The organism is Salipiger sp. PrR003, assembly GCF_010500785.1.
GTDB classification, from domain to species: Bacteria; Pseudomonadota; Alphaproteobacteria; order Rhodobacterales; family Rhodobacteraceae; genus Salipiger; species Salipiger pacificus_A.
In genome coordinates, this window is sequence record NZ_JAAGOV010000039.1 from 1 (window position 1) to 26412 (window position 26412).

Sequence of the window (26412 nt, forward strand, 5' to 3'; positions counted from 1 at the left end):
TCGAGTGATGCGCTTCTGCCCGGTCCTCGGACCGGGCGGGCATTGCGAAGGGGCCGCCCATCGGGCGGCCCCTTTTCGTTGGCCAGTTGTTGCACGCCGTGGCCGCCCCTGCGGCGCCCGGATCATGAACCGGCACACGAAAAGGCCGACCCGCGAACGGACCGGCCCTCGCGCCGCGATCGGCGCATCTGGGGCTGCGGAAGCCGCAGCCCGGAGTGGCTTATTGCTCTGCCTTGAACTGCAGCGACTTGATCAGCGCGCGGGTCACACCGGCTTTCTTGGCGGCGCCGCCGTCGGTGTTCTGCAGGGTGCCCGCGACGGCCACCAGCTGCTCGGTGCTCAGCGCCGAAAGATCGGTGCCGGGCAGCGCGCTTTCGATGATGTTGGTCGCGTTCGCAGCGGTGGAGGCAGCAGATGCTGCACCGGTCAAGGCTGCGGTGGCGATCAGGGCGGAGGTGATGAGGGTTTTCATGGGAGGATCCTTCCGTAACATTTTGAGCGGCATTCTTCGATGCCATTTGGGGAGGCGCCGAGGCGCTGGGGACTGTTGCCCCGGGGAGGGGCGGGTCGTTCAGTTCGGACGGCCCGCCGTATCCGTCACGCGAGGTGTCGCGTGAAGGGGAAAGCGAGGGCGCGTGGGAGGACGCGCCGCGCCGCTCACTGCAGCGATTTGATCAGGGCCTCGCCGGTGCCGATCTTCTGCGCGGCGCCGTCGACGCGGTCCATCGCCTGGGCAACCGAGACGATCTCGGCGGCGGTCAGACCCGACAGTTCTGCCTGCGGGATCAGGGACAGGATTTCCCTCTGTGCGGCAGCGGAGGTCGAGGTTGCTGCGGAGGCAGCGCCTGTCAAGGCAGCGGTGGCGATCAGTGCGGATGCGATGAGAGTTTTCATGACGACATTCCTATTTCTTGCGGTTGATTGCGGTGGCGTCAGGCGTCGCCGCATCCCTTCTTGCGTCGGGGATGAGAAGTAAATCGTTGTTCTGAGGACATTTATCAAATCACCGGATTGCTCACGGCTGATCGCGAAATCGTGGGCTTGAAAGTGAGCGACCGGCTTCCCATAGGGCGGGAACCTGCAGATTTTCTGAGGAAATGAACTGAGGGGTTTAGTTTCAGGCGCAGATTTTTTGTGAACTAAACTTAAAAAACCCTAGGGTTTCCAAAAAATCACCAGGCCCTGTGCGTTTTTGAACAGCCTGGATCGACGCCCGGGTCCACCCAGTGGAGTCCTTGAAATGGCGTCGAATTTCCGCGCAACCGGAGCGCTTGTCCTTTGCCTGATCCGGTGTACTTTCTGGCCCATGCAAGAGCTTGTCCCACACCCCGAAAACCTGATCGAAACCGGATTCGTGCTCTCGGGGCCGGAGCGTGGGCGGCGCCTGCTACCCCCAGAGGCCCCGGAGGTGTTGCGCAGCGACACGCTGGGCTGGGTGCACCTGCGCGCCGCGCATCCCGATGCGCCGGGGTGGATCGTGGATAACCTCTCGTACCTCGACCCGACGATCATCGACGCGCTGGTGGCCGAGGAAACCCGGCCGCGCATCACCCGCATCGGTGACGGGCTCATCGTCATCCTGCGCGGCATCAACACGATCGAGGGGGAAGACCCCGAGGACATGGTCTCGATCCGCCTGTGGATCGACGAGAACCGCATCGTCAGCCTGTCGCGCCGAAAGGTGCGGGCGGTGGAGGACATTGCGCAGGCGCTCGAACTGGGCAGCGGTCCCGAGGATTGTGCCGCGTTCCTGTCGCTGCTGGTCGAGCGGCTGACCTACCGGATCGAGGCCTTCTGGAGCGGCATCGAGGACGAGGCCGACCAGCTCGAGGAGGACGTGCTCGAGGAGGGGCACGAGGCGATGCGCCAGCAGCTGGTCGAGTTGCGCCGCCGCGCCATCATCCTTCGGCGCTACCTGCTGCCGCAGCGCGACGCCCTGCGGGCCTTGCAGAGCAGCCATCCGGACTGGCTTGAGATCGACGACCTGCGCCAGCTCGAGGAGGAGCTGGATGCGCTGGAGCGGGTGGTGGAAGATGCCGACGCGATGCGCGAGCGCATGGCGCTGGTGCGCGACGAGCTGGCAGGGCAGCTCTCGGACCGGCTGAACCGCAACATGTACATGCTGTCGGTGCTCTCGGCGCTCTTCCTGCCGCTCGGCTTTCTGACCGGGCTCTTCGGGATCAACGTCGCGGGGATGCCGGGCGCAAGCGAGCCGGTGGCGTTCTGGCTGTTCTGCGGCGGACTTCTGATCGTCGTCGCGCTGCAAATGCTGATCCTGCGCAAGCTGCGCTGGATCTGAGGGCATCCACGCCCGCGCCGACCTCAGGCGTGGTCAGGCCAGGTTGAGCTCCTTGGCGATCATGGCCGCGTGGGTGCGATTGCGCGCCTCGAGCTTGCGGCTGAGGGTCTTCACGTGCAGCTTTATCGTCACTTCCTGCAGGTCGAGATCGCGGGCGATCTCCTTGTTGGACTTGCCGGCGCAGAGGCCACGGAGCACCTCGCGCTCGCGCGGTGTCAGCTCGGCGGCCTTGCCGTCGGGAACCTGGGTCATGAAGCTATAGGGGGCAAAAACCTCGCCCGCGGCCATCACCTGCGCGGCGCTGACAATCGTCTTGGAGGGCAGGGTCTTGGGAATGAATCCCGCCGCGCCGGAGCGAATCGCCGCCTGGGCGATGTCGGCCGTCGCGGTGCCCGAAAGCAGCGCCACGGGCACACCCGCGCAGGCCTCGCGCATGCGGTCGAGCCCCGTGAGGCCGGACATGCCGGGCATATTGTAGTCGAGCAGGATCAGGTCGAAGGAAATGCCTCGGTCGACAAGCGCGATCGCCTCGTCCAGCGTTGCCGCAGTGTCCACGTCATCGATACCCTCCGAGCGCAGGAAGGCGGCAATCGTTTCTCGGACGAGGTCGTGGTCATCGGCGACCAGAATACGCATATGTCCTCCGGGTGCGGCCTATGCCACAAGCGATTTCTGGCGCAAAATTATTACCGGTTGGTTTCGCTAACTGGTTCGGTCACTCGCAATATGGTAGCTCTTTGCGCTTGGGTAACTGGCTCGTATGATATTGAGCGGCAATAAGGTTCGCAAGGAGGTTGAGCGTCATGTTCCGTTGGGTAGCTTGCTGTGCGTTTCTCCTTCTCAAAACCGTTCCGGCGTTTGCCATTTCGCTGGAAGCGCCCCAGGGGCCGGTGCTGCTGACGGTGACCGGCGCGGTGCCCGTGACAAACGCTCCCGAGGGCGCCCAATTTGATTTGCACATGCTGGAATCCATCGGGACCACGACCTTCACCACCGCCACCATCTGGACCGAGGGAGCGCAGCGCTTCACCGGCGTGTCGCTGCACGATCTGATTCAGGCGCTGCAGGTGACCGAGGGGTCGCTGCGGGCGGTGGCGATCAACGAGTATTCCGCCGAAATTCCGCTCGAGGACGCGGTTCCGGAGGGGCCGATCATCGCCTGGGCCCGCAACGGCTCGCTGATGAGCGTGCGCGACAAGGGGCCGCTCTGGATCGTCTACCCCTTTGACGACTATCCCGAGTACCGCAGCGAGATCATCTTTGCGCGCAGCATCTGGCAGCTCAGCCGGATCGTTATCGAGCCGTGAGCGCCGCAACCTCCTCCGAAGAGGGCAGTAGCCTTCCAACCCGCAAACGCTGGGCCGCGCTGAGCGCGCCCTTTATCGTTTTGTGTCTCGCGGCCTTGGTGTTGCTGACGGTCGATGCCGCCCGGCAGATCCAGGGGCTCGCCACCGCCAATTCGGACAATGGTCAATGGTCGCTGGCGCAAATGGAGGTGGAATTCAGCCGCCTGCAAAGCGAGCTGGACCGGCCGGTCGAATATCTGCGGATCGACGAATTGCGGTTGGCCTTCGACATTTTCTTCAGCCGTTACCAGACCGTTTCGCGGGGCGCGCTTTACGCCGGGATCGTGAATACGCCGAACGCGCAGCAGCCGATGGAGACGGTGAGGTCCTTTCTCGACCGGGCCGTGCCATATCTAGATGGCCCCGACAGCGGGCTTCTGGCTGCGCTGCCGAAGCTGCGCACCGAGGCCGAGCAGGTGCGGCTTGCCGTGCGGGAGGTCTCGCTCTCGGGGGTGCGGGCCTTCTCGGCGGCTTCGGACATGCAGCGGCGCAAGGTGATGAATTCGCTCGTGCGCCTCTCGGGCATGGCGCTGATCCTCGTGCTGGCGCTGGCGCTCGGCGTCGTGGCGCTGTGGCAGCTGATGCATGTGGCGCGCGACCAGGCGCAACGGCGGGCGAAGGCAAACCACCGGCTCGAGGCGGTGGTCTCCACCGCGCTCGACGGGATCGTGGTCACAGATCGTGACGGGGTCATCCTGCAGTTCAACGGTGCGGCGGGCTGTATCTCGGGCCATGACCGTCGGCAGGTGCTGGGCCAGCGCGTCTCGACGCTGCTGTTTCCGAAAGACAGCGAAGAGGCCAAAGGTCAGGGCCTTGGACGCCACGCAGGGCGCGGGCGGGTGCGGTGCGAGGGGGTGCGGGCCGATGGCAGCCGCTACCCGATGGAACTCTCGGTGACCGAGACCGAGCACGAGGGCGATCTGCTGCGGGCGATCTACTTCCGCGATATCACCCGCGACATCAGCGCCGAAGAGGAGCTGGTCGAGGCGCGGGACCGCGCAGTCGAGGGGGAGCAGGCAAAGGCCCGCTTCATCGCGATCATGAGCCACGAGATGCGCACCCCGCTGAACGGGATGATCGGCGCGCTCGAGCTGCTGAGCGAGACCGAACTGGGCCGCGATCAGCGCGAATACCTGCAGATCCTGCGCCGCGCCGGCGACGTGCTGCTGCAGCACGTGAACGACGTTCTCGACCATTCGCGGCTCGAGAACGGGCGGTTCAGCTTCGCCCGCACGCCCTATTGCCCGGTGGATCTGGTGCGCGAGGTCGTCGACGTGCTGCGCCCCACCGCCGCTGCGCGAGGCAACATGCTGCAGGTCCGGCTGCCCGATGAGACCGTCCCGCTGCTGATGGGTGACCGGGCGCGGCTTCGGCAGGTGCTGGTGAACCTCGTCGGCAATGCGATCAAGTTCACCGAGAACGGCGAGATCCAGCTCTCGCTCTTCGCCCTGTCGCAGGACGGGAGGTTGACCTTCGAGGTCGACGACAACGGCATCGGCATTCCGCAGGACCAGCTTGAACGCATCTTCGAGGATTTCGTCACGCTCGACTCCTCCTACATGCGGGCCGCCGAGGGCACCGGGCTCGGCCTTGGCATCGTACGGAGGCTGGTGCGGGCCATGGGCGGCGAGGTTTCGGTCGAGAGCGATCCGGGCGAGGGCACGCGGTTCCATGTCTCTCTGCCCGCCGAGCGCGCGCCGAAGAAGACGGTGCTGACGCAGCCGGTCGAGTCCATCCCCGAGATGGCCCCTTCGCGGGTCCTCGTGGTCGAGGACAACCCGGTGAACCGCCTCGTCGCGACGGCCATGCTGCGCAAGATGGGCCATTCGGTGACCGAGGCGCATGACGGCGCCGAGGGGCTGCGCATCGCCGCGACAGAGCGTTTCGACATCGTGCTGATGGATATTTCCATGCCGGGTCTCGATGGGGTCGAGACGACGCGGCGCATCCGCATCGGCGGCGGCGCCAACGTCGAGACACCGATCGTCGCACTCACGGCCCACGCGTTGCCGGCCGACGTGGCGCGCTTCCGCGATGCTGGCATGAGCGCCACGCTGACCAAGCCGATCACCTGGCGCGCGTTGGCCGAGGTGATCTCCGGCCTCGCGCCGAGGGCGGACAGCAGCACCGACCGCTCCGGCACCGGCGCGGATGGCCCACCAGGGACGGCCGAGGATGTGCTCGACGACGTCGCGCTCGGCGCGGCGGCAGAGTCGCTCGGGCCCGAGCTTTTCGCCACCCTGCGCGACCGTTTCCTGCAGGAAACCGAGACCGGCCTCGCCGGTCTGGCCGAGGAGCTGGGCGCGGGGATCGAGCCCGAGCGCTACGCGGAAAAGGTTCACCGCATCGCCGGCTCCGCGGCGGTCTTCGGCGCCAGTGCGCTGCACCGAGTGCTGCGCCTTCAGGAGGACAGGGCGCGCGCGGGTGCGCAGCTGCCTCCGGACAGCCTGGACGTGGTCCTGCCGGTCTGGCGCGCCACGCGCACGGCGCTGCTCGGGCTGGAGCTTCAGGACTGAGGTTCAGCCCTGGCTGCGGGCAAGGTCCGTGAGGATCGGGCAATCCGGGCGGTCGTCGCCGTGGCAGGCCTGGACCAGATGCGCAAGCGTGTCGCGCATCTGCTGAAGCTGGGAAAGCTTCTCGTCGATCTGCGCCAGATGCTCCTCGGCGATGTGCTTCACCTCGGCGCTGGCGCGGCTTTCGTCCTCGTAGAGGGCGAGCAGAGCGCGGCAGTCCTCGATGGTGAACCCGAGCGCGCGGGCCCGTGCCAGGAAGGCCAGCTTGTGCACGTCCCGTTCGGTGAAGGCGCGGTACCCGTTGCTGCCGCGGTGCGGGGTAACGAGGCCGATGTCCTCGTAATAGCGGATGGTCTTGGGCGGCAGCCCGGCGCGGGTCGCGACGTCTCCGATGTTCATGCCTGCGCCTCCTCGTGGCTGTGGCCTTGTGCCCGGTGCGGGCGGGTCTCTGGCGGCATGGCGGGGACGAGCCGTCGCAACCGCAGCGCGTTGCTCAGTACAAAGACCGACGAAAGCGCCATCGCCCCCGCCGCCAGCATCGGCGAGAGCAGCGTGCCGAACGCCGGGTAGAAGACACCCGCCGCCACCGGGATCAGCGCGACGTTGTACCCGAAGGCCCAGAAGAGGTTCTGCCGGATATTGCGCAGCACCGCGCGGCTGAGATGCACCGCCTCGACCACGCCTTTCGTGTCACCCGAGACCAGCACCACGTCGGCGCTTTCGATGGCGACATCCGTGCCGGTGCCCATGGCGAGACCCACCTCGGCCTCGGCCAGCGCCGGGGCGTCGTTGATGCCGTCCCCGACGAAAGCCACGGCGCCATGCGCATCGCGCAGCGCCCGCACCGCGTCGCGCTTGCCTTCGGGCAGCACCTCGGCCTCGACGTGGTCGATGCCGAGCTCGGCGGCGATGGACCGCGCCGTGGCGCGCGTGTCGCCGGTGATCATCGCGGTCTTGAGCCCCATCTCGTGCAGCTTCGCAACCGCTGCCCTGGCCCCGGGCTTGACCTTGTCGGCGACGGCCAGCGCCCCGGCGATCTGCCCATCGACCGCAACCAGCACGGGCGTCTGCCCGGCACCGGCGATCTCGTCATGCGCGGCGCTGAGAGGGCCGAGCTCTATGCTCTCGCGCGCCATCAGTCGGGCGGCGCCAACCAGGATGCGGCGGCCCTCCACGGCGGCGCTGAGACCATGCCCCGCGATCGCCTCGACGTCCTCGGCCTGTGGAAGGGGGCCCTCGGCGGCGCGCTCCAGCGCCCGTGCGATGGGATGCTCCGAGCTTCGCTCGGCGCTGGCGGCAAGGCGCAGCACCTCGGCCTCGGCGAAGCCCGGCGCGGCGACGCTGCGGACCAGCTCGGGACGGCCTTCGGTCAACGTGCCGGTCTTGTCGAAAGCGACGATGCCGACGCTTTCCAGCCGTTGCAGCGCGTCCCCCTTGCGGAAGAGCACACCCAGTTCGGCCGCCCGCCCGGTGCCCACCATGATCGAGGTCGGCGTGGCGAGCCCCATGGCGCAGGGGCAGGCCACGATCAGCACCGAGACCCCGGCGACCAGCGCGTAGGTGAGGGCGGGGGAGGGGCCGAAGATGAGCCAGGCCAGAAAGGTCAGCGCAGCCACGGCCATGACCGCGGGCACGAACCAGATCACCACCTTGTCGGCGAGCGCCTGGATCGGCAGCTTGGCCCCCTGCGCCTCTTCGACCATGGCGATGATCCGCGCCAGCATGGTGTCTGCGCCGACAGCCGTCGCCCGGAAGCTGAGTGCGCCCGCGCCGTTGACCGTGCCGCCAACGACGGTGGCGCCTTCGGATTTCTCGACGGGCACAGCTTCGCCGGTGATCATGCTTTCATCGACGTAGGAGCGCCCGGTGAGCACCTCGCCATCGACTGCGATGCGCTCGCCGGGGCGGACATGAAGCACATCGCCGAGCGTCACCTCGGCAATTGGCTGCTCGGTGATCTCGCCGCCGCGCTCGACCCGCGCGGTCGAGGGTTTCAGCCCGACCAGCCGCTTGATCGCCGCACCGGTGAGGCCCTTCGCCCGTGCCTCGAGGAATCGACCGAGCAGGATCAGCGTGACAATGACCGCCGCGGCCTCGAAATAGACCGCCCGCGTGCCCTCGGGCAGCAGCCCGGGCAGGAAAAGCGCGACGGTGGAATAGAGCCAGGCCGCCAGCGTGCCGAGCGCAACCAGCGAATTCATGTCCGGAGCGCCCTTGAGCAGCAATGGCAGGCCGATCTGGTAGAAGCGCCGGCCCGGCCATACGAGCACGGCGGTGACCAGCACGAACTGAATCAGCCAGGCGCTGGTGGTGCCGATGGTCGAGGCGATCAAATGATGCACGCCGGGGATGAAATGCCCGCCCATCTCCATTAGGAAGACTGGCGCTGTCAGCGCCGCGGCAATGATCAGGTCACGCTTCAGCGCCGCCTGCTCGGCGGTCTTGCGCGCCGCCTGTTCGGCGCTGTCGTCGCTGGTGAGGCTGGCCTTGTAGCCCGCCCCCTCGACCGCGCGGATCAGCGCGGGTGCCTCGGCGGAGCCCGCGAGCAATTTCACCTCGGCGGTCTCGCTGGCGAGGTTCACATTGGCCGAGAGCACACCCGGTACACCCGCCAGCGCCCGCTCCACGCGCCCCGCACAGGAGGCGCAGCTCATCCCCGCGATACCAAGCCTCAGGGCGGCCTCGCGCGCTGGGTAGCCCGCCTTGTCGAGCGCGGCGCGCAGGGCAGGGACGCCGGCGCTGCCCTCGACCCGGGCCATCTTCGTCGCGAGGTTTACCGAGGCGTCGGTCACCCCCTCGACCCCCGCGAGCGCCCTTTGGGCGCGCCCGGCGCAGCCGCCGCAGGTCATCTTCATCACTTCGAAGCGCAGGCTGTCTTGGGCCATGGCGCGACTCCTTCCAATACTGGTCGGCTCCCTACATAGGGGTTCCAGTCACTGGAAGGTCAAGGGGCGCAGTGTCGCATTGTGCGATGGAGGCAGCGGTCAGTTGAGCGGACACTCCAGCCGCCTGCGGCATTCCTCGCAGAGCAGCGGCAGCCCGACCCGCTCGGCGGCATTGGCGAGCGGCAGGATATGCGCCGGCAGCACCAGCATGGCGGCCTCGGCCAGCGCGAGGTCGCGGTCCTGCTCGGTGGCGGTCATGACGAAGCGGGCGATCGCGCGCTCGTCGTCCGAGACACCCAAGGCGTCGGTGGGCAGAATCAGCGGCCCGTGCCAGCCGTGGCGGGTCAGGATCTCGGCGAAGTCCCCAAAGGCGCGCAGGCAGGAACGCGCGCGGCTGAACCCGAGCGCATCGCGCAGCTCGAGCTGCGCAGTGGCCTCGTCCGCCTCGCGCCAGAGCCGCAGCAGCTGTACCACCCGCGTTTCCGCGGGGCGCAGAGCCACCCGGTCGAACCTTTCATGTCGCATGGAACCTCTCCCAGCCAGTCGCCCCTGAAGGGCCGTCGATCCGGGCTGTCCCGAAGACGGGACTGGCTGGGTGAGGTAATCCTGATTGTTTAAATCAGGTAAGTCAAGCCGCGCCGCCGAGGCCAGTCTCGGCCTCGATTTGCTTGCGCGATTTGCGGGCGCGTTCGGTGGCCGATTTCAGCTGGCCGCAGGCGGCCATGATGTCCTCGCCGCGCGGGGTACGGATCGGCGAGGCGTAACCTGCCTTGTAGATGATGTCGGCGAACTGCTTGATCCGCGGCCAATCCGAGCGCTGGTAGGGGGCGCCGGGCCATTCGTTGAACGGGATGAGGTTGATCTTGGCGGGAATGCCCTGGATCAGCTTCACCAGGCGGCGCGCATCGGCATCCGTGTCGTTCACGTCCTTGAGCATCACATACTCAAAAGTGATGCGCTCGGAGTTCGACAAGCGCGGATACTCGCGAAGGGTGTTCAGCAGCTCCTCGATGTTCCAGCGCTTGTTGATCGGCACCAGCTTGTTGCGCACCTCGTCGGTGGTGGCGTGGAAGCTTACGGCCAGCAGGCAGCCGATCTCTTCGGCGCATTTGGCGATCTCCGGCACCACGCCCGAGGTCGAGAGGGTGATGCGGCGGCGCGACAGGGCGATGCCCTCGCCGTCCATGGCGATCTTCATCGCGTCGCGCACGTTGTCGAAGTTGTAGAGCGGCTCGCCCATGCCCATCAGCACGATGTTCGACAAAAGGCGCGGCCCGCTCTCGCCGGTGCCTGTACCGGGTTCGGGCCACTCGCCGAGGTCGTCCCGCGCCAGCATGACCTGGCCGATGATCTCGCCCGCGGTGAGGTTGCGCACCAGTTTCTGCGTGCCGGTGTGGCAGAACGAGCAGGTCAATGTGCAGCCCACCTGGCTCGAGATGCAGAGCGTGCCACGGTCTTCCTCGGGGATGTAGACCACCTCGACCTCGTGTCCGCCGGCGATCCGTACGAGATACTTGCGGGTGCCGTCTTCCGAAACCTGTTTCGAGACGATCTCGGGCAGGTCGATGGTGAACTTGTCGTCGAGCAGCGTCCGATAGTCCTTGGCGAGGTTGGTCATCTCGGCGAAGTCGCGCACGCCCCAGTGATAGACCCACTGCCAGATCTGACCCACACGCATCTTCGCCTGCTTCTCGGGCGTTCCGGCCTCGATCAGCGCGGCGCGCAGGGCGTCGCGGGTGAGCCCGACGAGGTTCAGCTTGCCGTCTTCCGGCAGCTTGCGGGGGATCGTCACCACGTCCTGGGTGATCGGCGCGCTGGCAGTCATCACGTCATCCTCGGAAAAAGAAGGCCTCTCCATACAGGATTCGGCTGCAATAAGTCAAAGGGAACGCGCAGGCGCGTTCCCTCGAAGAAGCTCATCTGTGGATGGCCCCGGAAAAATTCAACAGACCTGCGGCCTTTCGGCCCCGAGGGCGACGTGCCTGCGGCTCAGCCGCTGCAGCGCTTCTGGGCGTCTTCCACCGCGGCCGTGAAGCCGAGCAGCGAGAAGGTGTCCTTGGTCTTGGTGCCGCGGCTCGAACCGGCGCTGAGCACCGCGTCGGAGCCGCGCTTCATCGCCGCGATGATCTTGGCATCGTCCTGCGGAGTCGCCGGCCAGGCCCATTCCCCCTCGGTGTAAAGGTCGAACTTCTCGCCCGAGATGTCCACGGCCACGGTCGAGCCGCCCGCAAAGGGATAACCGCCGGTGAAGGCCACCTGACCCATGACATTGGCCTCGGGACGGTAGAAGACCATAAGCAGGATGTCGCCGCGCTTCACCGATACGACGCGGCCGTCCTTGGTGTTGACGCTTTCCTTGTAGGTGGTCACCGCCCAGCATTCGCGGGGGCTCTGCCCCTCGAAGACCGACCAGTCGGTGATCGCGTTCACCCGGTTGGTGCTTTCCTCCTGCGCAACCGCAGCCGTCGCGCCAAGCGCGAGCGCCGCGCCCAGAACCCCACCGAGAATTGACTTCATACCTGCAGCCTCCAGCCGTGCTTGCCTCTTGTTGCCCGTTCGCGCCCCGACCTGTGACAGCTCTGTTCCAGACATCTGTCGGTCTCTTGACCGGCGCGACCATTCGTGCTCGACGGCGGGACAATAGACCGAAACACGCGGGGCGAGAAAGCCCCGATGGCAGAATATCGCTTGTTTGTGAGGACCCACATGCCCCAAGACACCGTCACCGCTGCCGTGCCCCTCGTCGAGGTTCGCCGCGGACCGCTGACCGAGAGCCTGCACCTTGGCCATGCGGTCATCTGTGACACATCCGGCGGCATCGTCGAGGCCTGGGGTGACCCGCAGGCGGTGGTCTACCCGCGCTCCTCGTCGAAGATGATTCAGGCCCTGCCGCTGGTCGCCTCGGGCGCCGCCGAGGCCTGGCATCTAACGCCGCCGCAGCTGGCGCTCGCCTGCGCCTCGCATCAGGGCGCGCCGATGCACGTGGGGGCGGTCGAGGCCTGGCTCGCCGACCTCGAGCTCTCCGACGACGACCTGCGCTGCGGCCCCCAGCCGAGCCGGGACAAGGCGCTGAAACTGCAGATGATCCGCGAGGGCAAAAGCCCCTGCCGGGTGCACAACAACTGCTCGGGCAAACACGCCGGCTTCCTGACATTGAGCCAGTATCTTGGCGCGGGCCCGGACTACGTTCTTCCCGAACACCCGGTGCAACTTGCAGTGCGCGACGCCTTCGAGACCGTCACCGATGAGGTCAGCCCCTGCTATGGCATCGACGGCTGCTCGGCGCCAAACCTTGCCACCTCGATGCTTGGCATGGCGCGGGCCATGGCCTGGTTCGCCGGCGCGCATCACCGCTACGACGGTCTCAGCCGCGCCGGGGCGCAGCTGGTCGAGTCGATCTACACCTATCCCGATCTCGTCGCCGGCGAGGGCCGCGCCTGCACGCTGCTGATGCGCGCCGCGCTCGAGCCGGTTGCCATCAAGACAGGCGCCGAGGGGTATTTCGTCGCGATCCTGCCGCAGCGTGGCCTCGGCGTTGCGGTGAAGATTCTCGACGGCGCAACCCGCGCGGCGGAATGCGTCATGGCCTCGCTTCTGGTGCGGCTTGGCGTCGCGGATCCGGCGCATCCCGACGTGCACCGTTTCCTCAACCCCGAGCTGTGCAATTTCGACGGGCTGGTGACCGGCGAGGTCCGCCCCCTCGACACGCTCTTTGCCGCATGAAAGGATAAGGGGCGCCAAGAGTGCCCCTTCTTCTCTTTGCAATCGCGCCGGGGTGAGTTGACCGAAGGCCAAGAGGGTCTGATCCCCCCTTGCTCCTTCCCCAATCGCCGTCCGTTCAGCCCTCGAAATCGCTGCGGGCATAGCCCTGCAGGAACAGCAGCGCCGTCAGATCGCCGAGGTTCACCCGCAGGTCGCACTCCGCCTGAACCGAGGGTTTTGCATGCAAGGCGACGCCAAAGCCGGCACGGCCGAGCATGCCCAGGTCATTCGCCCCGTCGCCCACCGCCAGCACGTCTGCCTCGGAGATGCCGAGCCGCGCGCTGATCTCCTCCAGCGCCTGCACCTTGGCCTCGCGCCCCAGGATCGGCTGCGCCGGCACGCCGGTCAGCTTGCCGTCTTGCACCAGCAGCGTGTTGGCGCGGTTCTCGTCGAAGCCGATCCTCTCGGCAACGCGCGCGGTGAAGGCGGTGAAGCCGCCCGATACCAGCGCGGCATAGGCGCCATTCGCCTTCATCGTCGCGACCAGCTCGGGCCCGCCCGGCATCAGCGTGATGCGGGTCTCGAGCACCTTGCCGATCACACTCTCAGGCAGGCCCTTAAGCAGCGCAACGCGCTCGGTCAGCGCGCCCTCGAAGTCGAGCTCGCCGTTCATCGCGCGGGCGGTGATCTCTTTCACATGCGCGCCGACCCCGGCTTCCTCGGCCAGCTCGTCGATGCATTCCTGCTGGATCATCGTGCTGTCCATGTCCGCCAGCAGCATCTTCTTGCGGCGCCCCTCGGCGGCCACGATGTTGACGTCGGCTTGCGCGGTAAGCGAGCTGCGCACCTCCTCGAAATTGCCGGGCATTGACTCGACCGGGAATTCCGCCGCCTCACCGTCCGAGAGCACGGTGACCGGACCGCCGCCGAAGGCGTTGCGCAGGCTCTCGACCAGCGCGGTATCCAATGTGCCGGGGCGGGCGATGAGCGAGACGATCTGCATGAGGAGCACTCCAATGTCTGACGCGGCGGCTTCTGGCACGGCGCGCGGGGCTTTTCCAGCCTCCGCGGCGGGGAGGGCGGCGGCATGTGCGTGAGATGTGCACGAAATGCGCACGCGAAGCGCACTGGCCCGTGACTTGCAATCGCGCCCTTGCCCCGACATATCCAAGGGCACTGGAGGACCGCACAATGCTCCGAAACATCCTGATCATTCCCGCATTTGCCATCGCCGTCACCGCAGCCCCGGCCCTCGCCGAGAGCCAGGTTCCGCAGAGCCAGGCGGAGATTTCCCTCTCGTTCGTACCACTGGTGAAACAGGCCACCCCCGCGGTGGTGAACATCTACGCCAGCCGCGTGGTCGAGGCCCACAGTCCGTTTGCAGGAGATCCTCTTTTCGGGAACCTTTTCCAAGACTTCCGCGGCCGCCCGCGGGTACAGAACTCGCTCGGCTCGGGGGTGATCCTGTCCGAAGACGGCATCGTCGTGTCGAACTACCACGTGGTCGGCCAGGCCACCGACATTCGCGTGGTGCTCAACAATGGTGCCGAATACGACGCCGAGGTGCTCTTGGCGGACGAGGAGGCCGATCTCGCCATCCTCAAGCTCGACGGCGCCAAGGGCATGCCGTTCCTGCCGCTGCGCGACAGCGACACCGTCGAGGTGGGCGAGCTGGCGCTGGCGATCGGCAACCCCTTCGGCGTGGGGCAGACCGTGAGCTCGGGGATCGTCTCGGGGCTCGCCCGCTCGGGCACCGCGACCGGCAATGCCCGCGGCTATTTCATCCAGACCGACGCGCCGATCAACCCGGGCAACTCCGGCGGTGCGCTGATCGACGTGAAGGGCCAGCTCATTGGCGTGAACACCTCGATCCTCACCCGCTCGGGCGGCTCCAACGGCATCGGCTTCGCCATCCCCTCGGCGCTGGTGAAGCAGTTCGTCGAGCAGGCCGAGGCGGGCAAGACGTCCTTCGAGCGGCCTTGGGCGGGAATGAGCGGGCAGAGCGTCGACGCAGACCTCTCGCAGAGCCTCGGCATGGGGCTGCCCGGCGGCGTGCTGGTCTCTGAGCTCCACGAGGCCAGCCCCTTCGCGCAGGCCGGGATGGACGTTGGCGATGTGGTGCTGGCGGTGGACGGGCAGGGGGTGAACACCCCCGCCGAGATGCTGTACCGCATGTCGGTCACCGGGCTCGGCCACAAGGCAGAGGTCACCTATCTGCACGACGGTACGCAGCAGCAGGCCAAGGTCGCGATGATCGCGGCCCCCGACGATCCGCCGCAGCAGCGCGTGACGCTGGACGAGCGCGCGGTGCTGCCCGGCCTCACGCTGGCGCGTGTGAACCCGGCGGTGCAGACCGAACTCGGCCTGCCTCTGTCGGGCGGTGAGGGCGTGGTGGTCGTCGATCCCGGCCCCTGGGGCGCCCGGATCGGGCTGCAGCGGGGGGACCTACTGCGCGCGGTCAACGGCCACGGCATCGAGCTGCCGGGCGACGTTGACGGGCTGCTGAAGAGCGCCGCCCCGCGCGTCCAGATTGATGCGCAGCGCGGCAATGGCCGCATCTCGCTGCGCTTCCGCGTCTGAGGGCACCGCGCGTGGCCGATCTCTTCGACGACCCCCCGGGCAGTCGCCCCGAGCCCGAGCGGAGCGGTCCCCGCCCGCTGGCGGATCGGCTGCGTCCGACGGCGCTCGGCGAGGTGATCGGCCAAGCCCATGTGCTTGGTCCCGAGGCGCCTCTCGGCATCATGCTCGCCTCGGGCGCGCTCTCGAGCCTGATTTTCTGGGGTCCGCCCGGAGTCGGCAAGACCACGATCGCGCGGCTGCTGGCGGATGCCACTGACCTGCATTTCGTCCAGATCAGCGCCATCTTCACCGGCGTGCCCGAGCTGAGGAAGGTCTTCGAGGCCGCCCGTATCCGCCACCGCAACGGCCAGGGCACGCTGCTCTTCGTCGACGAGATCCACCGGTTCAACAAGGCGCAGCAGGACGGTTTTCTGCCGCATATGGAGGACGGCACGATCCTCCTTGTCGGCGCCACCACCGAGAACCCCAGCTTCGAGCTCAACGCGGCGCTGCTGTCGCGCGCGCAGGTTCTGGTGCTGGAGCGACTCTCGCGAGACGATCTCGAGCGTCTCGCACAGCGCGCCGAGCAGGAGTTGGGCCGCCCCCTGCCGCTTGACGGGGCCGCCCGCGCGGCGCTGGTGGAAATGGCTGACGGCGACGGTCGCGCGCTGCTCAACTTGATCGAGCAGATCGCGGCCTGGACTGTCGAGGGCGTGCTCTCCACCGACGCGCTTTCGACCCGGCTCATGCGCCGCGCCGCGCAATACGACAAGTCCGGCGACGGGCATTACAACCTGATCTCGGCGCTGCACAAATCTGTGCGCGGCTCGGACCCCGATGCCACGCTCTACTGGTTCGCCCGTATGCTCGAGGCCGGGGAGGACCCGCGCTTCCTCGCTCGGCGCATCACCCGCATGTCGGTCGAGGACATCGGCCTTGCCGATCCGCAGGCGCAGGCGATCTGCCTGCAGGCCTGGCAGACCTACGAGCGGCTCGGCTCTCCCGAGGGCGAGCTGGCGCTGGCGCAGGCGCTGGTCTACCTCGCGCTGGCGCCGAAATCGAACGCCACCTACGTGGCCTACAAGGCCGCTCGCGCCGCTGCGAAGAAGACCGGCTCGCTGCCGCCGCCCAAGCACATCCTCAACGCCCCGACAAAGCTGATGAAGGAACAGGGCTACGGCAGCGGCTACGCCTATGACCACGATGCCGAGGACGGCTTTTCCGGCCAGGACTACTTCCCCGAGGAGATCGGCAGGGACAGCTATTACACCCCGGTCGAGCGCGGCTTCGAGCGCGACCTGAAGAAGCGCCTGGAGTATTTTACCAAGCTGCGGAGGGAGCGGTCTCCTTGAGCTTCTCCTAGGCGGAAATATCCCGGGGCAGTCGCGGCGTGGCCAGAGCGCTCTCTCGGCGCGGCGCGTGCCGGACGCGCGCACATGGCGGCCATGCGCCGCAGCATTGGCTCCGAACCCCCGAAAATCTTGACATTCCGCGCCCCCTCGCACATGTCCCGCGGATGATCCTCACGGTCTTACAAGTTGCGCTCGGGGGAGCGCTTGGCGCCAGCGGGCGCTATCTGACCGGCCTCGCCATGACGCGGCTGCTCGGAAGGGGATTCCCGTGGGGGACGCTGACGGTGAACATCCTCGGCTCCTTTGCCATGGGGGCCCTCGTGGTGATCCTCGCCAATACCTCCAACCGCTTCGCGCCGTTCCTGATGACCGGCGTGCTGGGCGGGTTCACAACCTTCTCGGCCTTCTCTCTGGACTTCGCCACGCTCTACGAGCGCGGGGATGTCGCGCAGGCGGGCCTTTACGTGGCGGCCTCGGTGGCCGTCTCGCTGGCAGCACTCTTCGCGGGGCTGCTGGTCACTCGGAGTTTCTTCGCATGAGCCGCGTTCAGACAGTCACCGTGGGGCCGGGCGACGGCGATCAGCGCCTCGACCGCTGGATGAAGCGGCATTTCCCGCACGTCCCGCAGGGCCGCATTGAAAAGATGTGCCGCAAGGGCGAGATCCGGGTTGATGGCGGTCGGGTGAAAGCCTCGACGCGCCTCGCGGTGGGCAACCAGGTGCGCATTCCGCCGCTGCCGGAGCCCGAGGAGATGGCCAAACTCGCAGCGACGCCGAAGTCCAAGGTCTCGGATGCAGACACCAAGCTGATCCAGTCCTGCGTGCTGTGGAAGGACGATCACATCATCGCGCTCAACAAGCCGCCGGGCATGCCGACGCAGGGCGGCTCCAAGCAGACCCGCCACGTCGACGGGCTGTCGGAGGCGCTGAAGTTCGGCAGCGACGAGAAGCCGCGGCTGGTCCACCGGCTCGACAAGGACACCTCGGGCGTGCTGCTGCTTGCGCGCACCCGCGAGATGGCGCAGGCGCTTACCGCCGCGATCCGCCACAAGGAAACCCGCAAGATCTATTGGGGGCTGGTGGCCGGTGTGCCGACGCCCTACCTCGGCGAGATCAAGTACGGGCTGGTGAAGGCCGGCGGCCATGGCGCCTTGGGCGAGGGCGAGAAGATGCGCGCGATCCACCCGCGCGACATCGACAGCACCCCCGGCGCCAAGCGCGCGCATACGCTTTATGCCACGCTCTACCGGGTTGCCGGGCGGGCGAGCTGGGTGGCGATGGAGCCCGTGACGGGCCGCACGCACCAGCTGCGCGCGCATATGGCCGAGATCGGACATCCGATCATCGGCGACGGCAAATACGGCGGCTCGGGGCAGGAGAACCTTGGCGACGGCTGGGGCGCGCAGCTCGGCGGCATCATCTCGAAGAAGCTGCACCTGCACGCGCGCTCGATGACCTTCCTGCATCCGGTCACCAAGAAACCGATGACCGTCACCGCGCCGCTGCCAGACCACATGGCACAAAGCTGGGAGACCTTCGGCTGGACCGAAGAACTCGCCGCGGACGATCCCTTCGAAGAGCTGCACTGAGGGGGCGGGTGCCATGGATCTGAAGCTGATCATCTTCGACGTCGACGGCACGTTGGTCGACAGCCAGGCGGATATTCTCGCGTCGATGCGCGGGGCCTTTGCCCAGGTCGGCATGGAGGCTCCGAGCCGCGAGGAGATCCTCGGCATCGTGGGGCTGTCGCTGCCTCTGGCCGTGGCGCGGCTCGCACCGGGCGTCGATGCCGCCACCCTCGAGGCCATGGTCGAGGGCTACAAAGCCTCCTACATGCGCCTGCGAACCGAGAATGGCACCGAGGCCAGCTCGCCGCTCTACCCGCACGTCCGCGAGGTGCTGGACGCGCTGCACGCCCGACCCGAGTGGCTGCTCGGCATCGCCACCGGCAAGTCGCGCCGCGGGCTCGACCGGCTGGTCGACGCGCATGGCATCCGCCGCCTCTTCGTCACCCAGCAATGCGCCGACGATCATCCCTCGAAGCCGCATCCCGCGATGATCGAGGCGGCACTGGCCGAGGCCGGCGTCGCGCCGCATCAGGCGGTGATGCTGGGCGACACCAGCTTCGACATGGACATGGCGCGCGACGCCGGGGTCCACGGGATCGGTGTCAGCTGGGGCTATCACGACCGCGCGCGGCTTGCGTCCGCGCGCACCATCATCGACGACATCCGCGCGCTTCCGGCGCTGCTGGACCAACTCTGGAGCCAAGCCGCATGAGCGAATGGGCCCCCCGCCGCTTCTACAAGGACGCCACGGTCGAAACGGCCGAGGGCGGCTTCATCGTGCATCTCGACGGTCGCCCGCTGCGCACGCCGGGCAAGGCGCCGCTGGTGGTGCCGAGCCGTGGGATCGCCGAGGCCATGGCCGAGGAATGGCGCGCGCAGGACGAAAAGATCGACCCGCGCACCATGCCCTTTACCCGCACCGCCAACAGCGCCATCGACAAGGTCGCGCCGCAGCACCCCGAAGTGGCCGACATGCTGGCGGAATACGGCGACAGCGATCTGCTGTGCTACCGCGCCGAGAGCCCGGCGGAACTGGTCGCGCGGCAGGCCGAACGCTGGGATCCGCTGCTCGACTGGGCGGCGCGCGAGATGGGAGCGCGGCTCGAGCCGCGTGCCGGGATCATGCATGCCGCGCAGCCCGAGGCGGCGCTGCGCCGTCTTGCGGAGCGCACCCACGCGTTCAGCCCGTTCGAGCTGGCAGCTTTCCACGACCTCGTTGCGCTGACCGGCTCGCTGGTGCTTGGTTTTGCCGCCACTCGAAGCGAGCACGATGCCGAGGAACTCTGGGCACTGTCGCGTCTCGACGAAACCTTCCAGGAAGAGCTTTGGGGAGAGGACGAGGAAGCGCAGCAAGCGGCGGAAATCAAACGCCTGGCATTCCTGCACGCGCACCGGTTTTTTGCCCTCTGCCAAGCTGCCTAATCTCAAACCTCTCAAGGGATCCTTGCGTAAGATCCGGGCATTTGCATGCCCTTTTCGCGCCGGAGCGGCTTGACCTAGCCAAAACTTTCCTCCCAAACTCCCCTCAGCACAGGGAGGGAGCCCCTGGCTAATAAGCCGATCCAGCAAGGATCAAGGAACCGGCTCAAGAGGGCCGGACAACAGGAAGAGGTTAACATGAAAAAGACCGTAACTCTCGGCGCTCTGACCGTCGCCGCACTCGCGGCCGGTGCAGCCGGCGCCGCGACCCTGGACGACGTGAAAGCGCGGGGGGAGCTGAAGTGCGGTGTGTCCACGGGCCTCGCCGGTTTCTCGGCGCCCGATGCAAACAACGTGTGGCAGGGCTTTGACGTGGCATATTGCCGTGCGCTCGCCGCAGCGGTCCTTGGCGATCCGATGAAGGTTGCCTTCACGCAGACCACCGGTCAGACCCGCTTTACCGCGCTGGCGTCCGGCGAGATCGACGTGCTGGCCCGCAACACCACCTGGACCTTCTCGCGCGACGTCGACCTGAAGTTCGAATTCATCGGCGTGAACTACTACGACGGCCAGGGCTTCATCGCTCCGAAGTCGCTGGGTGTGGCCTCGGCCAAGGAACTCGATGGCGCCACCGTCTGCATCCAGACCGGCACCACCACCGAGCTGAACCTCGCGGACTTCTTCCGCGCCAACAACATCAGCTACGAGCCGGTTCCGATCGAGACCAACGCCGAAGCGCAGCAGCAGTACCTTGCCGGCGCCTGTGACGTCTACACCACCGATGCTTCGGGCCTCGCCGCCACCCGCGCCACTTTCGAGAACCCGTCGGATCACGTGATCCTGCCGGAAATCATCTCGAAAGAGCCGCTCGGTCCGCTCGTTCGCCACGGCGACAGCGAGTGGGGCGACATCGCCCGCTGGACTCTCAACGCGCTGATCGCGGCCGAAGAATACGGCGTGACCTCGGCCAACATCGCGGAACTGTCCTCGGCACCGACGAACAACCCCGAGATCAACCGTCTGCTCGGCACCGAGGGTGAACTGGGCGCGATGCTCGGCCTCGACGCCGAATGGGCCCAGCGTGCCATCATGGCCGGCGGCAACTACGGCGAGATCTTCGAGAAGAACATCGGCGAAGCCACCCCGATCGGCCTGTCGCGCGGCCTGAACGCGCAGTGGACCGAAGGCGGCCTGCTCTACAGCCCGCCCTTCCGCTAATACCGGATTCGGCGAGGGGCGCAGGGACAACCTGCGCCCCTTTCCACCTATCAAGACGATTTCGCCTTCATAATACGAAAGCGCGCTTCCGGCAGGACAGACGGTGGAGCAACCACCGCGGTATCCTTCGGTGACGGAAGCGTCCGGGGAGAACTAAATGGCGACCATCTCGGATCCGCCGGAGCGTGGCTTCCGGCTGAGTCAGCTTATTTTCGACACGCGCTACCGCTCGATGACCATCCAGGTCGTCGCGATGGTCCTGATAGGGCTGCTGCTGTCGTGGCTGATTTCCAACACGATCCATAACCTCGAGGCACTGGGCAAGGACTTCAACTTCGGATTCCTGTCGCAGCCCGCAGGCTATGACATCAACCAGCAGCTCATCGACTACAACAACCAGATGACCCACGGTCGGGCGGCGCTGGTGGGCATCCTCAACACGCTGCTCGTGGCTGTCCTGGGCTGTGCCCTTGCCACGGTGCTGGGCGTGATCGCGGGCGTGCTGCGCCTGTCCAACAACTGGGTCGTCTCGCGGCTGACCGCGGTCTACGTCGAGGGCTTCCGGAACGTGCCGCTGCTGCTGTGGATCGTGCTGATCTTCGCGCTGATGACCGAATCCATGCCGTCCCCGCGGGACTTCCGCGGCGAGGACGGCTCCTCGATGCTGCTGGGTGAGAGCGTGGCGATCACCAATCGCGGCGTCTACATTCCCAACGTGGTGTTCAGCCGCTCGCTGGGGGGCAACGAGATCGCCGCCCCCGAGCCAGAGGCGCCCGCCGCGGCCGCAACGCCCGGCACCAACATGGCCGGCACCTACGGCGCGAGCCGCATCGCCACCGGCGGGGCAGGCGTACAGACCGGTCAAAATGACACCGCAGCCGGCTCGGGCAGCGCCTCGGGGGATGGCGCCGCAGGCGGCGCTGAAGTCGGCGAGGTCATCCCGACCTCTTCCTTCTGGGACTGGCTGCTGATCATCGCGGTGCTCATCGCGGGCGGGATCGGCGCAAAATTCCTCGGCAAGCGCGCTGCGCGCATCCAAGAGGCCACGGGCAAGCGACCGATGACCCTGCCGCTGCAGATTGCCGCGATCCTGGTACCGCTTATCGTGGTCCTAGTGGGGCTTGGCGCCTCGCTCGACAAGCCCGAGCTGGGGGGCTTCAACTTCGACGGCGGCGTGCACCTGCGCAACTCGCTGATCGCCCTGTGGCTGGCCCTGTCGCTCTATACCGGCGCCTTCATCGCCGAGATCGTGCGCGGCGGTATCCTCGCGATCTCCAATGGCCAGACCGAGGCAGCCTACGCATTGGGCCTGCGTCCGGGCACGACGATGAACCTGGTGATCCTGCCGCAGGCGCTGCGGGTGATCATCCCGCCGCTGATCTCGCAGTTCCTCAACCTCACCAAGAACAGCTCGCTCGCCATCGCGGTGGGCTACATGGACGTGCGCTCGACCCTCGGGGGCATCACCATCAACCAGACCGGCCGCGAGCTCGAGGGCATGCTGCTGCTGGGCCTGTTCTATCTGGTGCTGAGCCTGCTGATCTCGGGCGTGATGAACGTCTACAACTCCTCTGTGAAGCTGAAGGAGCGGTGACATGAGCGATACCCACGCACAGACGGTCCCCTTTGTCCGCGACACCATGCTGGACCAGCAGGATCCACCGCTTACCCAGATCGGTGCGGTGAAGTGGATCCGCGAGAACCTCTTCTCGAGCTGGCTGAACATCCTGCTCACCCTGCTCTCGCTCTGGGTGATCTATGCCGCCCTGAGCCACCTTCTGCCCTGGGCGCTGCGGGGCATCTGGGATGCCTCCAACTTGTCCGAGTGCCGCGCGCTGGCGGCAGAGCGCTATGGCGCCGATGCCTCGGTTGCCTGCTGGGCGGTGCTGGCAGAGCGCTGGCCGCAGCTTGTCTTCGGCTTCTTCCCCAAGGAGCTCTACTGGCGCCCGATCCTGGCCTTCCTCCTCTTTCTTGCCGCGGTCGCCCCGGTGCTGTTCAGCTCGGTGCCGCGCAAGATGCTCTGGGTTACGGCACTCGCGCCTTTCTTGCTCTTCTGGCTGATCTGGGGTGGCTCGCTCTGGGGGCCGATCGCGGCGGTCCTCGGCTTCGTCATCAGCTGGGCGATCATGACCTATGCCGCGCCGAAGATCGGCGCGCTGCTGTCGGTCATCCTGGCGATCGTCGTACCGGTGCTCTACTGGCTGTTCGTCTGCGGCCCGCTCGCCGACGCGCTGGCCTCGGTTGTGCCGCTGGCGTTGCAGCCCGTGGCGACCCAGAAGATGGGCGGCTTCCTTCTGGCCACGATCATCGGCGTGTCGGGCATCGTCCTGTCGCTGCCGCTGGGTATCCTCCTGGCGCTGGGGCGGCAGTCGGACATGTTCATCATCAACAAGTTCTCGGTTGCCTTCATCGAGATCATCCGCGGCGTGCCGCTGATCGTCTGGCTGTTCACCGCGTCCCTGCTGCTGAACTACTTCCTGCCGCCGGGCACCAACTTCGACCTGATGCTGCGCGTCATCATCATGGTGACCCTCTTCTCGGCGGCCTATATCGCCGAGGTGGTAAGGGGCGGTCTTGCCGCCCTGCCAAAGGGCCAATACGAGGCCGCCGACGCGCTGGGGCTGGACTACTGGAAGTCGATGCGGCTGATCATCCTCCCGCAGGCGCTGAAGATTTCGATCCCGGGGATCGTGAACACCTTCATCGGCCTGTTCAAGGATACGACGCTGGTCGTTTTCATCGGCCTTCTCGATCCCATTGGCCTGTCCAGCTCGATCCGGGCAAGCACCGATTGGAATGGCGTTTACTGGGAACTCTTCGTCTTTATCGGCCTGTGCTTCTTCATCTTCTGCTTCAGCATGGGCCGCTATTCGCTCTTCCTCGAGAAAAAGCTCCGTAGAGAGCACCGCTAAGGAGACCTTTTATGTCTGAACTTGCAACACGCGAAGTCGATCGCAGCCAGATGAAGGTCTCCGACGAGGTGGCCATCCAGATCACGAACATGAACAAGTGGTACGGGACCTTCCACGTGCTCCGCGACATCGATCTGACTGTCTATCGCGGCGAGCGGATCGTCATCGCCGGGCCTTCGGGGTCGGGCAAGTCGACGATGATCCGCTGCATCAACCGCCTGGAGGAGCACCAGTCGGGCAGCATCGTTGTCGACGGCATCGAGCTGAGCTCGGATCTGAAGAATATCGACAAGATCCGCTCCGAGGTCGGCATGTGCTTCCAGCACTTCAACCTCTTCCCGCACCTGACAATCCTCGAGAATTGCACGCTCGCGCCAATCTGGGTTCGCAAGATTCCCAAGAAGCAGGCGGAAGAGACCGCGATGCATTTCCTCGAGAAGGTGAAGATCCCCGAGCAGGCCAACAAGTACCCCGGCCAGCTGTCGGGCGGCCAGCAGCAGCGCGTGGCGATCGCCCGCTCGCTGTGCATGAAGCCGCGCATCATGCTCTTTGACGAGCCCACATCGGCGCTCGACCCCGAGATGATCAAGGAAGTGCTCGATACGATGGTCGAACTGGCCGAAGAGGGGATGACCATGCTCTGTGTCACGCACGAAATGGGATTCGCCCGGCAGGTCGCGAATCGGGTCATCTTTATGGATGCCGGACAGATCGTGGAGCAGAATGAGCCGGAGGAATTCTTTAATAATCCGCAGCACGAGCGGACGAAACTCTTCCTAAGCCAAATTCTCGGGCACTAATCCACAGAAAAAACCTGAAATTTAGTCACGAGCCCCATTAAATTGGGGCTCGTTTTTTTGTCATTTGTGTTACAGTCCGTTACGAAGCGTCTCAGTTTTGACGCTTTTGGCCAAGAGCCGAAAGAAATCTGTACCGGTTTTCAAGAAGGGACTTGCGCAACGTGGTCGACCGAGCGTCGGCCGAGATCGGATCGCCGTAGGGGAGGATGTGCGATGCGATGCGGCTGACCCGGACCACGTAACGTCAGGGACTTCGCCTAGTGACCGGCACAGCGGCGCTCGCGATCCTTTGGGAGGGGGATCGCGGGCGTCACTTTTTTCTGCGTATCGCGGTGTCAGCGGCTTCTCAGGACAGTAATTCGCGCGGCACGGTAAACGCATGGCAGCGGGCGCCGCCCATGCGCGCGCCCGACCACTCTCCTATCTCGAAATCCGCGACCAGCGTGGCCCCGGTGGGGTAGGTGCCGAATCTCGGGTGCTCGGGAGCGCGCGCAACGAGTCCCCGCGCGAAATCGCCGATTCCCGGATTGTGCGCGAGCATAAGAACGGTACTGCCCTTCGCGCCCTGCAGGCTCTTCAGCAGCGTTGCCGGCTCTGCGAGGTAGAGCCGGTCCTCGAACCGTGTCGCAACTTCTCCAAGGTGCAGCAGGTCCAGGGTCTCGCGGGTGCGCGCGGCTGACGAGCAGAGCACCTGATCGGGCAGGATATCCTGCGCCCGGAGCCAGACCCCGAGCGCCTCGGCGCTCTTGCGCCCGCGCGGGTTGAGCGGTCGCGCGTGATCGGGCATGCCGACCGACCAATCGGATTTCGCGTGGCGCATGAGGATGAGACGTTTCATAGCCCTCTCCCTTCAGGCCACGCGCCGCCGTTCAGCTGCGTGGGCGCGCGGGTTCCAGATCGGCACGGCGGATCAGCGACCCCGCGCCATGCTCGGTGAAAAGCTCGAGCAGGCAGGCGTTGGGCACGCGTCCGTCGAGGATGACCACCGCGCGCACGCCTTCCTCGACCGCCTTCAGCGCGGTCTCGGTCTTGGGGATCATGCCGCCGGCAATGGTGCCGTCCGCGGTCATGGCGCGGACGTCTTCGGGAGTCATCTGGGTGACAACGTCGCCGGCCTTGTTCTTGACGCCCGACACGTCGGTCAGCAGCAGCAGGCGATCGGCCTTCAGCGCCGCGGCGAGCGCGCCGGCGGCGGTGTCGCCGTTGACGTTGAAGGTCTCGAGGTAATCCATGCCGGTGGCGACCGGTGCCACCACGGGGATGATCCCGGCGGCGAAGAGGTCGTGCAGCACCTGCACGTTGCACTCGACGGGGCGGCCGACGAAGCCCAGCTCCGGATCGTCCGCCTCGCAGACGATGAGATCATCGTCCTTTCCCGAGAGGCCAACTGCGCGGCCTCCTTCGTCCATGATGGCCTGAACGATGCGCTTGTTCACGAGGCCGGTCAGCACCATCTCGACCACCTCGACGGTGGCCTGATCGGTGACCCGTTTGCCGCGCTTGAACTCGGACTGGATGTTCAGCTTGGCAAGCATGTCGTTGATCATCGGGCCGCCGCCATGCACGACGACCGGGTTCACGCCGACCTGACGCATGAGCACGATATCCCGGGCAAATTCGGCCATGGCGTCGGTGTCGCCCATGGCATTGCCGCCGAATTTCACCACCACGATCGCGCCCGTGTAGCGCTGCAGGTAGGGCAGGGCTTCGTTCAGGGTGCGGGCGGTGGCGATCCAGTCTCGGTTCATCGTCTGCTTCTTCATCTGGGGTGCATCCTCGATGCGGGAAAGGCTCTGGATGGCAGAACTAGTCCCAACGCCGGGAATTGCGAAGAGGAAAT

General features: G+C 66.3%; 25 protein-coding genes. 14 read left to right on the forward strand and 11 right to left on the reverse strand.

What is annotated here, in order from left to right:
• Positions 1-220: 220 nt before the first annotated feature.
• Together G0D83_RS12555 and G0D83_RS12560 are read right to left on the reverse strand one after the other, a co-directional pair.
• Positions 221-472, reverse strand: coding sequence for a hypothetical protein (locus G0D83_RS12555; protein WP_108967212.1), 252 nt, complete (start codon positions 470-472; stop codon positions 221-223).
• A gap of 185 nt (positions 473-657) precedes the next feature.
• Positions 658-894: a hypothetical protein gene (locus tag G0D83_RS12560; protein ID WP_108967210.1), complete on the reverse strand. Its 237-nt coding sequence runs from the start codon at positions 892-894 to the stop codon at positions 658-660.
• Between the two features lie 412 nt (positions 895-1306).
• Between G0D83_RS12560 and G0D83_RS12565 the strand changes: the two genes are divergently transcribed.
• Complete coding sequence (locus G0D83_RS12565; protein ID WP_164194356.1) at positions 1307-2299, forward strand: zinc transporter ZntB; 993 nt, start codon at positions 1307-1309, stop codon at positions 2297-2299.
• Between the two features lie 33 nt (positions 2300-2332).
• On the opposite strand, the gene G0D83_RS12570 is transcribed toward G0D83_RS12565, so the two are convergent.
• Positions 2333-2935 carry a response regulator transcription factor gene (locus G0D83_RS12570; protein WP_108967206.1) on the reverse strand — a complete coding sequence of 201 codons (603 nt, stop codon included), beginning with the start codon at positions 2933-2935 and terminating at the stop codon, positions 2333-2335.
• A 167-nt stretch (positions 2936-3102) separates the two neighbouring features.
• Here G0D83_RS12570 and G0D83_RS12575 point away from each other — a divergent pair, with 167 nt between their 5' ends.
• The gene (locus G0D83_RS12575) at positions 3103-3606 is read left to right on the forward strand and encodes a molybdopterin-dependent oxidoreductase (protein ID WP_164194360.1); all 504 of its coding nucleotides are present in this window, start codon (positions 3103-3105) and stop codon (positions 3604-3606) included.
• The gene (locus G0D83_RS12580) at positions 3603-6161 is read left to right on the forward strand and encodes an ATP-binding protein (protein ID WP_164194363.1); all 2559 of its coding nucleotides are present in this window, start codon (positions 3603-3605) and stop codon (positions 6159-6161) included. Before G0D83_RS12575 ends, G0D83_RS12580 begins: the two co-directional genes overlap by 4 nt.
• A gap of 3 nt (positions 6162-6164) precedes the next feature.
• On the opposite strand, the gene cueR is transcribed toward G0D83_RS12580, so the two are convergent.
• The 5 genes from cueR to G0D83_RS12605 form a co-directional block, all read right to left on the reverse strand.
• Positions 6165-6557, reverse strand: coding sequence for a Cu(I)-responsive transcriptional regulator (gene cueR, locus G0D83_RS12585; RefSeq protein ID WP_164194367.1), 393 nt, complete (start codon positions 6555-6557; stop codon positions 6165-6167).
• Entirely contained in the window at positions 6554-9043 is a 2490-nt protein-coding gene (locus G0D83_RS12590; protein ID WP_164194371.1) for a heavy metal translocating P-type ATPase, read from the reverse strand. The genes cueR and G0D83_RS12590 overlap by 4 nt, the downstream gene beginning before the upstream one ends.
• Before the next feature lie 99 nt (positions 9044-9142).
• Positions 9143-9568, reverse strand: a complete 426-nt coding sequence (locus tag G0D83_RS12595) for a hypothetical protein (protein ID WP_164194376.1) — start codon at positions 9566-9568, stop codon at positions 9143-9145.
• Positions 9569-9671: 103 nt separating this feature from the next.
• Positions 9672-10868, reverse strand: coding sequence for a 23S rRNA (adenine(2503)-C(2))-methyltransferase RlmN (gene rlmN / locus G0D83_RS12600; protein ID WP_108967194.1), 1197 nt, complete (start codon positions 10866-10868; stop codon positions 9672-9674).
• Between the two features lie 164 nt (positions 10869-11032).
• Entirely contained in the window at positions 11033-11560 is a 528-nt protein-coding gene (locus tag G0D83_RS12605; protein WP_193989037.1) for an invasion associated locus B family protein, read from the reverse strand.
• 189 nt (positions 11561-11749) lie between these two features.
• Between G0D83_RS12605 and G0D83_RS12610 the strand changes: the two genes are divergently transcribed.
• Positions 11750-12766: an asparaginase gene (locus G0D83_RS12610; protein ID WP_108967192.1), complete on the forward strand. Its 1017-nt coding sequence runs from the start codon at positions 11750-11752 to the stop codon at positions 12764-12766.
• Positions 12767-12881: 115 nt separating this feature from the next.
• On the opposite strand, the gene serB is transcribed toward G0D83_RS12610, so the two are convergent.
• On the reverse strand, positions 12882-13748 hold the full coding sequence (serB, locus tag G0D83_RS12615; protein WP_164194379.1) for a phosphoserine phosphatase SerB: 867 nt from the start codon (positions 13746-13748) through the stop codon (positions 12882-12884).
• Positions 13749-13936: 188 nt separating this feature from the next.
• Between serB and G0D83_RS12620 the strand changes: the two genes are divergently transcribed.
• The 10 genes from G0D83_RS12620 (at position 13937) to G0D83_RS12665 (ending at position 24572) form a co-directional block, all read left to right on the forward strand.
• Complete coding sequence (locus tag G0D83_RS12620) at positions 13937-15325, forward strand: trypsin-like peptidase domain-containing protein (protein WP_164194382.1); 1389 nt, start codon at positions 13937-13939, stop codon at positions 15323-15325.
• Between the two features lie 11 nt (positions 15326-15336).
• Positions 15337-16656: a replication-associated recombination protein A gene (locus tag G0D83_RS12625; RefSeq protein ID WP_164194385.1), complete on the forward strand. Its 1320-nt coding sequence runs from the start codon at positions 15337-15339 to the stop codon at positions 16654-16656.
• Between the two features lie 164 nt (positions 16657-16820).
• Positions 16821-17195: a fluoride efflux transporter CrcB gene (gene crcB, locus G0D83_RS12630; protein WP_108967185.1), complete on the forward strand. Its 375-nt coding sequence runs from the start codon at positions 16821-16823 to the stop codon at positions 17193-17195.
• Positions 17192-18244 (forward strand): RluA family pseudouridine synthase, encoded by a 1053-nt coding sequence (locus tag G0D83_RS12635; protein ID WP_164194389.1) that lies wholly within the window; start codon positions 17192-17194, stop codon positions 18242-18244. Before crcB ends, G0D83_RS12635 begins: the two co-directional genes overlap by 4 nt.
• Before the next feature lie 13 nt (positions 18245-18257).
• Positions 18258-18935 (forward strand): HAD-IA family hydrolase, encoded by a 678-nt coding sequence (locus G0D83_RS12640; RefSeq protein WP_164194393.1) that lies wholly within the window; start codon positions 18258-18260, stop codon positions 18933-18935.
• Positions 18932-19645, forward strand: a complete 714-nt coding sequence (locus G0D83_RS12645; RefSeq protein WP_164194396.1) for an ATP12 family chaperone protein — start codon at positions 18932-18934, stop codon at positions 19643-19645. Before G0D83_RS12640 ends, G0D83_RS12645 begins: the two co-directional genes overlap by 4 nt.
• A gap of 195 nt (positions 19646-19840) precedes the next feature.
• Complete coding sequence (locus G0D83_RS12650; protein ID WP_164194401.1) at positions 19841-20860, forward strand: amino acid ABC transporter substrate-binding protein; 1020 nt, start codon at positions 19841-19843, stop codon at positions 20858-20860.
• Positions 20861-21017: 157 nt separating this feature from the next.
• A complete protein-coding gene (locus tag G0D83_RS12655; RefSeq protein ID WP_164194404.1) occupies positions 21018-22454 on the forward strand; it encodes an amino acid ABC transporter permease in 1437 nt (478 codons plus the stop codon).
• A gap of 1 nt (position 22455) precedes the next feature.
• Positions 22456-23772, forward strand: a complete 1317-nt coding sequence (locus G0D83_RS12660) for an amino acid ABC transporter permease (RefSeq protein WP_164194407.1) — start codon at positions 22456-22458, stop codon at positions 23770-23772.
• A gap of 11 nt (positions 23773-23783) precedes the next feature.
• On the forward strand, positions 23784-24572 hold the full coding sequence (locus tag G0D83_RS12665; protein WP_108967173.1) for an amino acid ABC transporter ATP-binding protein: 789 nt from the start codon (positions 23784-23786) through the stop codon (positions 24570-24572).
• A 346-nt stretch (positions 24573-24918) separates the two neighbouring features.
• Here the strand turns inward: G0D83_RS12665 and G0D83_RS12670 are convergent, their stop codons facing one another.
• Positions 24919-25410, reverse strand: coding sequence for a histidine phosphatase family protein (locus G0D83_RS12670; protein ID WP_164194410.1), 492 nt, complete (start codon positions 25408-25410; stop codon positions 24919-24921).
• A 31-nt stretch (positions 25411-25441) separates the two neighbouring features.
• Positions 25442-26335, reverse strand: coding sequence for an acetylglutamate kinase (gene argB / locus G0D83_RS12675; protein WP_108967169.1), 894 nt, complete (start codon positions 26333-26335; stop codon positions 25442-25444).
• Between the last annotated feature and the right edge of the window lie 77 nt (positions 26336-26412).

Coding starts and splice junctions, on each gene's coding strand:
- G0D83_RS12610 (WP_108967192.1), top strand. CDS start 11,750: ATGCCCCAAGACACCGTCACCGCTGCCGTGCCCCTCGTCGAGGTTCGC.
- G0D83_RS12575 (WP_164194360.1), top strand. CDS start 3,103: ATGTTCCGTTGGGTAGCTTGCTGTGCGTTTCTCCTTCTCAAAACCGTT.
- G0D83_RS12670 (WP_164194410.1), bottom strand. CDS start 25,410: ATGAAACGTCTCATCCTCATGCGCCACGCGAAATCCGATTGGTCGGTC.
- G0D83_RS12590 (WP_164194371.1), bottom strand. CDS start 9,043: ATGGCCCAAGACAGCCTGCGCTTCGAAGTGATGAAGATGACCTGCGGC.
- G0D83_RS12640 (WP_164194393.1), top strand. CDS start 18,258: ATGGATCTGAAGCTGATCATCTTCGACGTCGACGGCACGTTGGTCGAC.
- G0D83_RS12665 (WP_108967173.1), top strand. CDS start 23,784: ATGTCTGAACTTGCAACACGCGAAGTCGATCGCAGCCAGATGAAGGTC.
- cueR (WP_164194367.1), bottom strand. CDS start 6,557: ATGAACATCGGAGACGTCGCGACCCGCGCCGGGCTGCCGCCCAAGACC.
- G0D83_RS12655 (WP_164194404.1), top strand. CDS start 21,018: ATGGCGACCATCTCGGATCCGCCGGAGCGTGGCTTCCGGCTGAGTCAG.
- argB (WP_108967169.1), bottom strand. CDS start 26,335: ATGAAGAAGCAGACGATGAACCGAGACTGGATCGCCACCGCCCGCACC.
- G0D83_RS12570 (WP_108967206.1), bottom strand. CDS start 2,935: ATGCGTATTCTGGTCGCCGATGACCACGACCTCGTCCGAGAAACGATT.
- G0D83_RS12645 (WP_164194396.1), top strand. CDS start 18,932: ATGAGCGAATGGGCCCCCCGCCGCTTCTACAAGGACGCCACGGTCGAA.
- G0D83_RS12660 (WP_164194407.1), top strand. CDS start 22,456: ATGAGCGATACCCACGCACAGACGGTCCCCTTTGTCCGCGACACCATG.
- rlmN (WP_108967194.1), bottom strand. CDS start 10,868: ATGACTGCCAGCGCGCCGATCACCCAGGACGTGGTGACGATCCCCCGC.
- G0D83_RS12635 (WP_164194389.1), top strand. CDS start 17,192: ATGAGCCGCGTTCAGACAGTCACCGTGGGGCCGGGCGACGGCGATCAG.
- G0D83_RS12555 (WP_108967212.1), bottom strand. CDS start 472: ATGAAAACCCTCATCACCTCCGCCCTGATCGCCACCGCAGCCTTGACC.
- crcB (WP_108967185.1), top strand. CDS start 16,821: ATGATCCTCACGGTCTTACAAGTTGCGCTCGGGGGAGCGCTTGGCGCC.
- G0D83_RS12560 (WP_108967210.1), bottom strand. CDS start 894: ATGAAAACTCTCATCGCATCCGCACTGATCGCCACCGCTGCCTTGACA.
- G0D83_RS12605 (WP_193989037.1), bottom strand. CDS start 11,560: ATGAAGTCAATTCTCGGTGGGGTTCTGGGCGCGGCGCTCGCGCTTGGC.
- G0D83_RS12620 (WP_164194382.1), top strand. CDS start 13,937: ATGCTCCGAAACATCCTGATCATTCCCGCATTTGCCATCGCCGTCACC.
- G0D83_RS12565 (WP_164194356.1), top strand. CDS start 1,307: ATGCAAGAGCTTGTCCCACACCCCGAAAACCTGATCGAAACCGGATTC.
- G0D83_RS12650 (WP_164194401.1), top strand. CDS start 19,841: ATGAAAAAGACCGTAACTCTCGGCGCTCTGACCGTCGCCGCACTCGCG.
- serB (WP_164194379.1), bottom strand. CDS start 13,748: ATGCAGATCGTCTCGCTCATCGCCCGCCCCGGCACATTGGATACCGCG.
- G0D83_RS12595 (WP_164194376.1), bottom strand. CDS start 9,568: ATGCGACATGAAAGGTTCGACCGGGTGGCTCTGCGCCCCGCGGAAACG.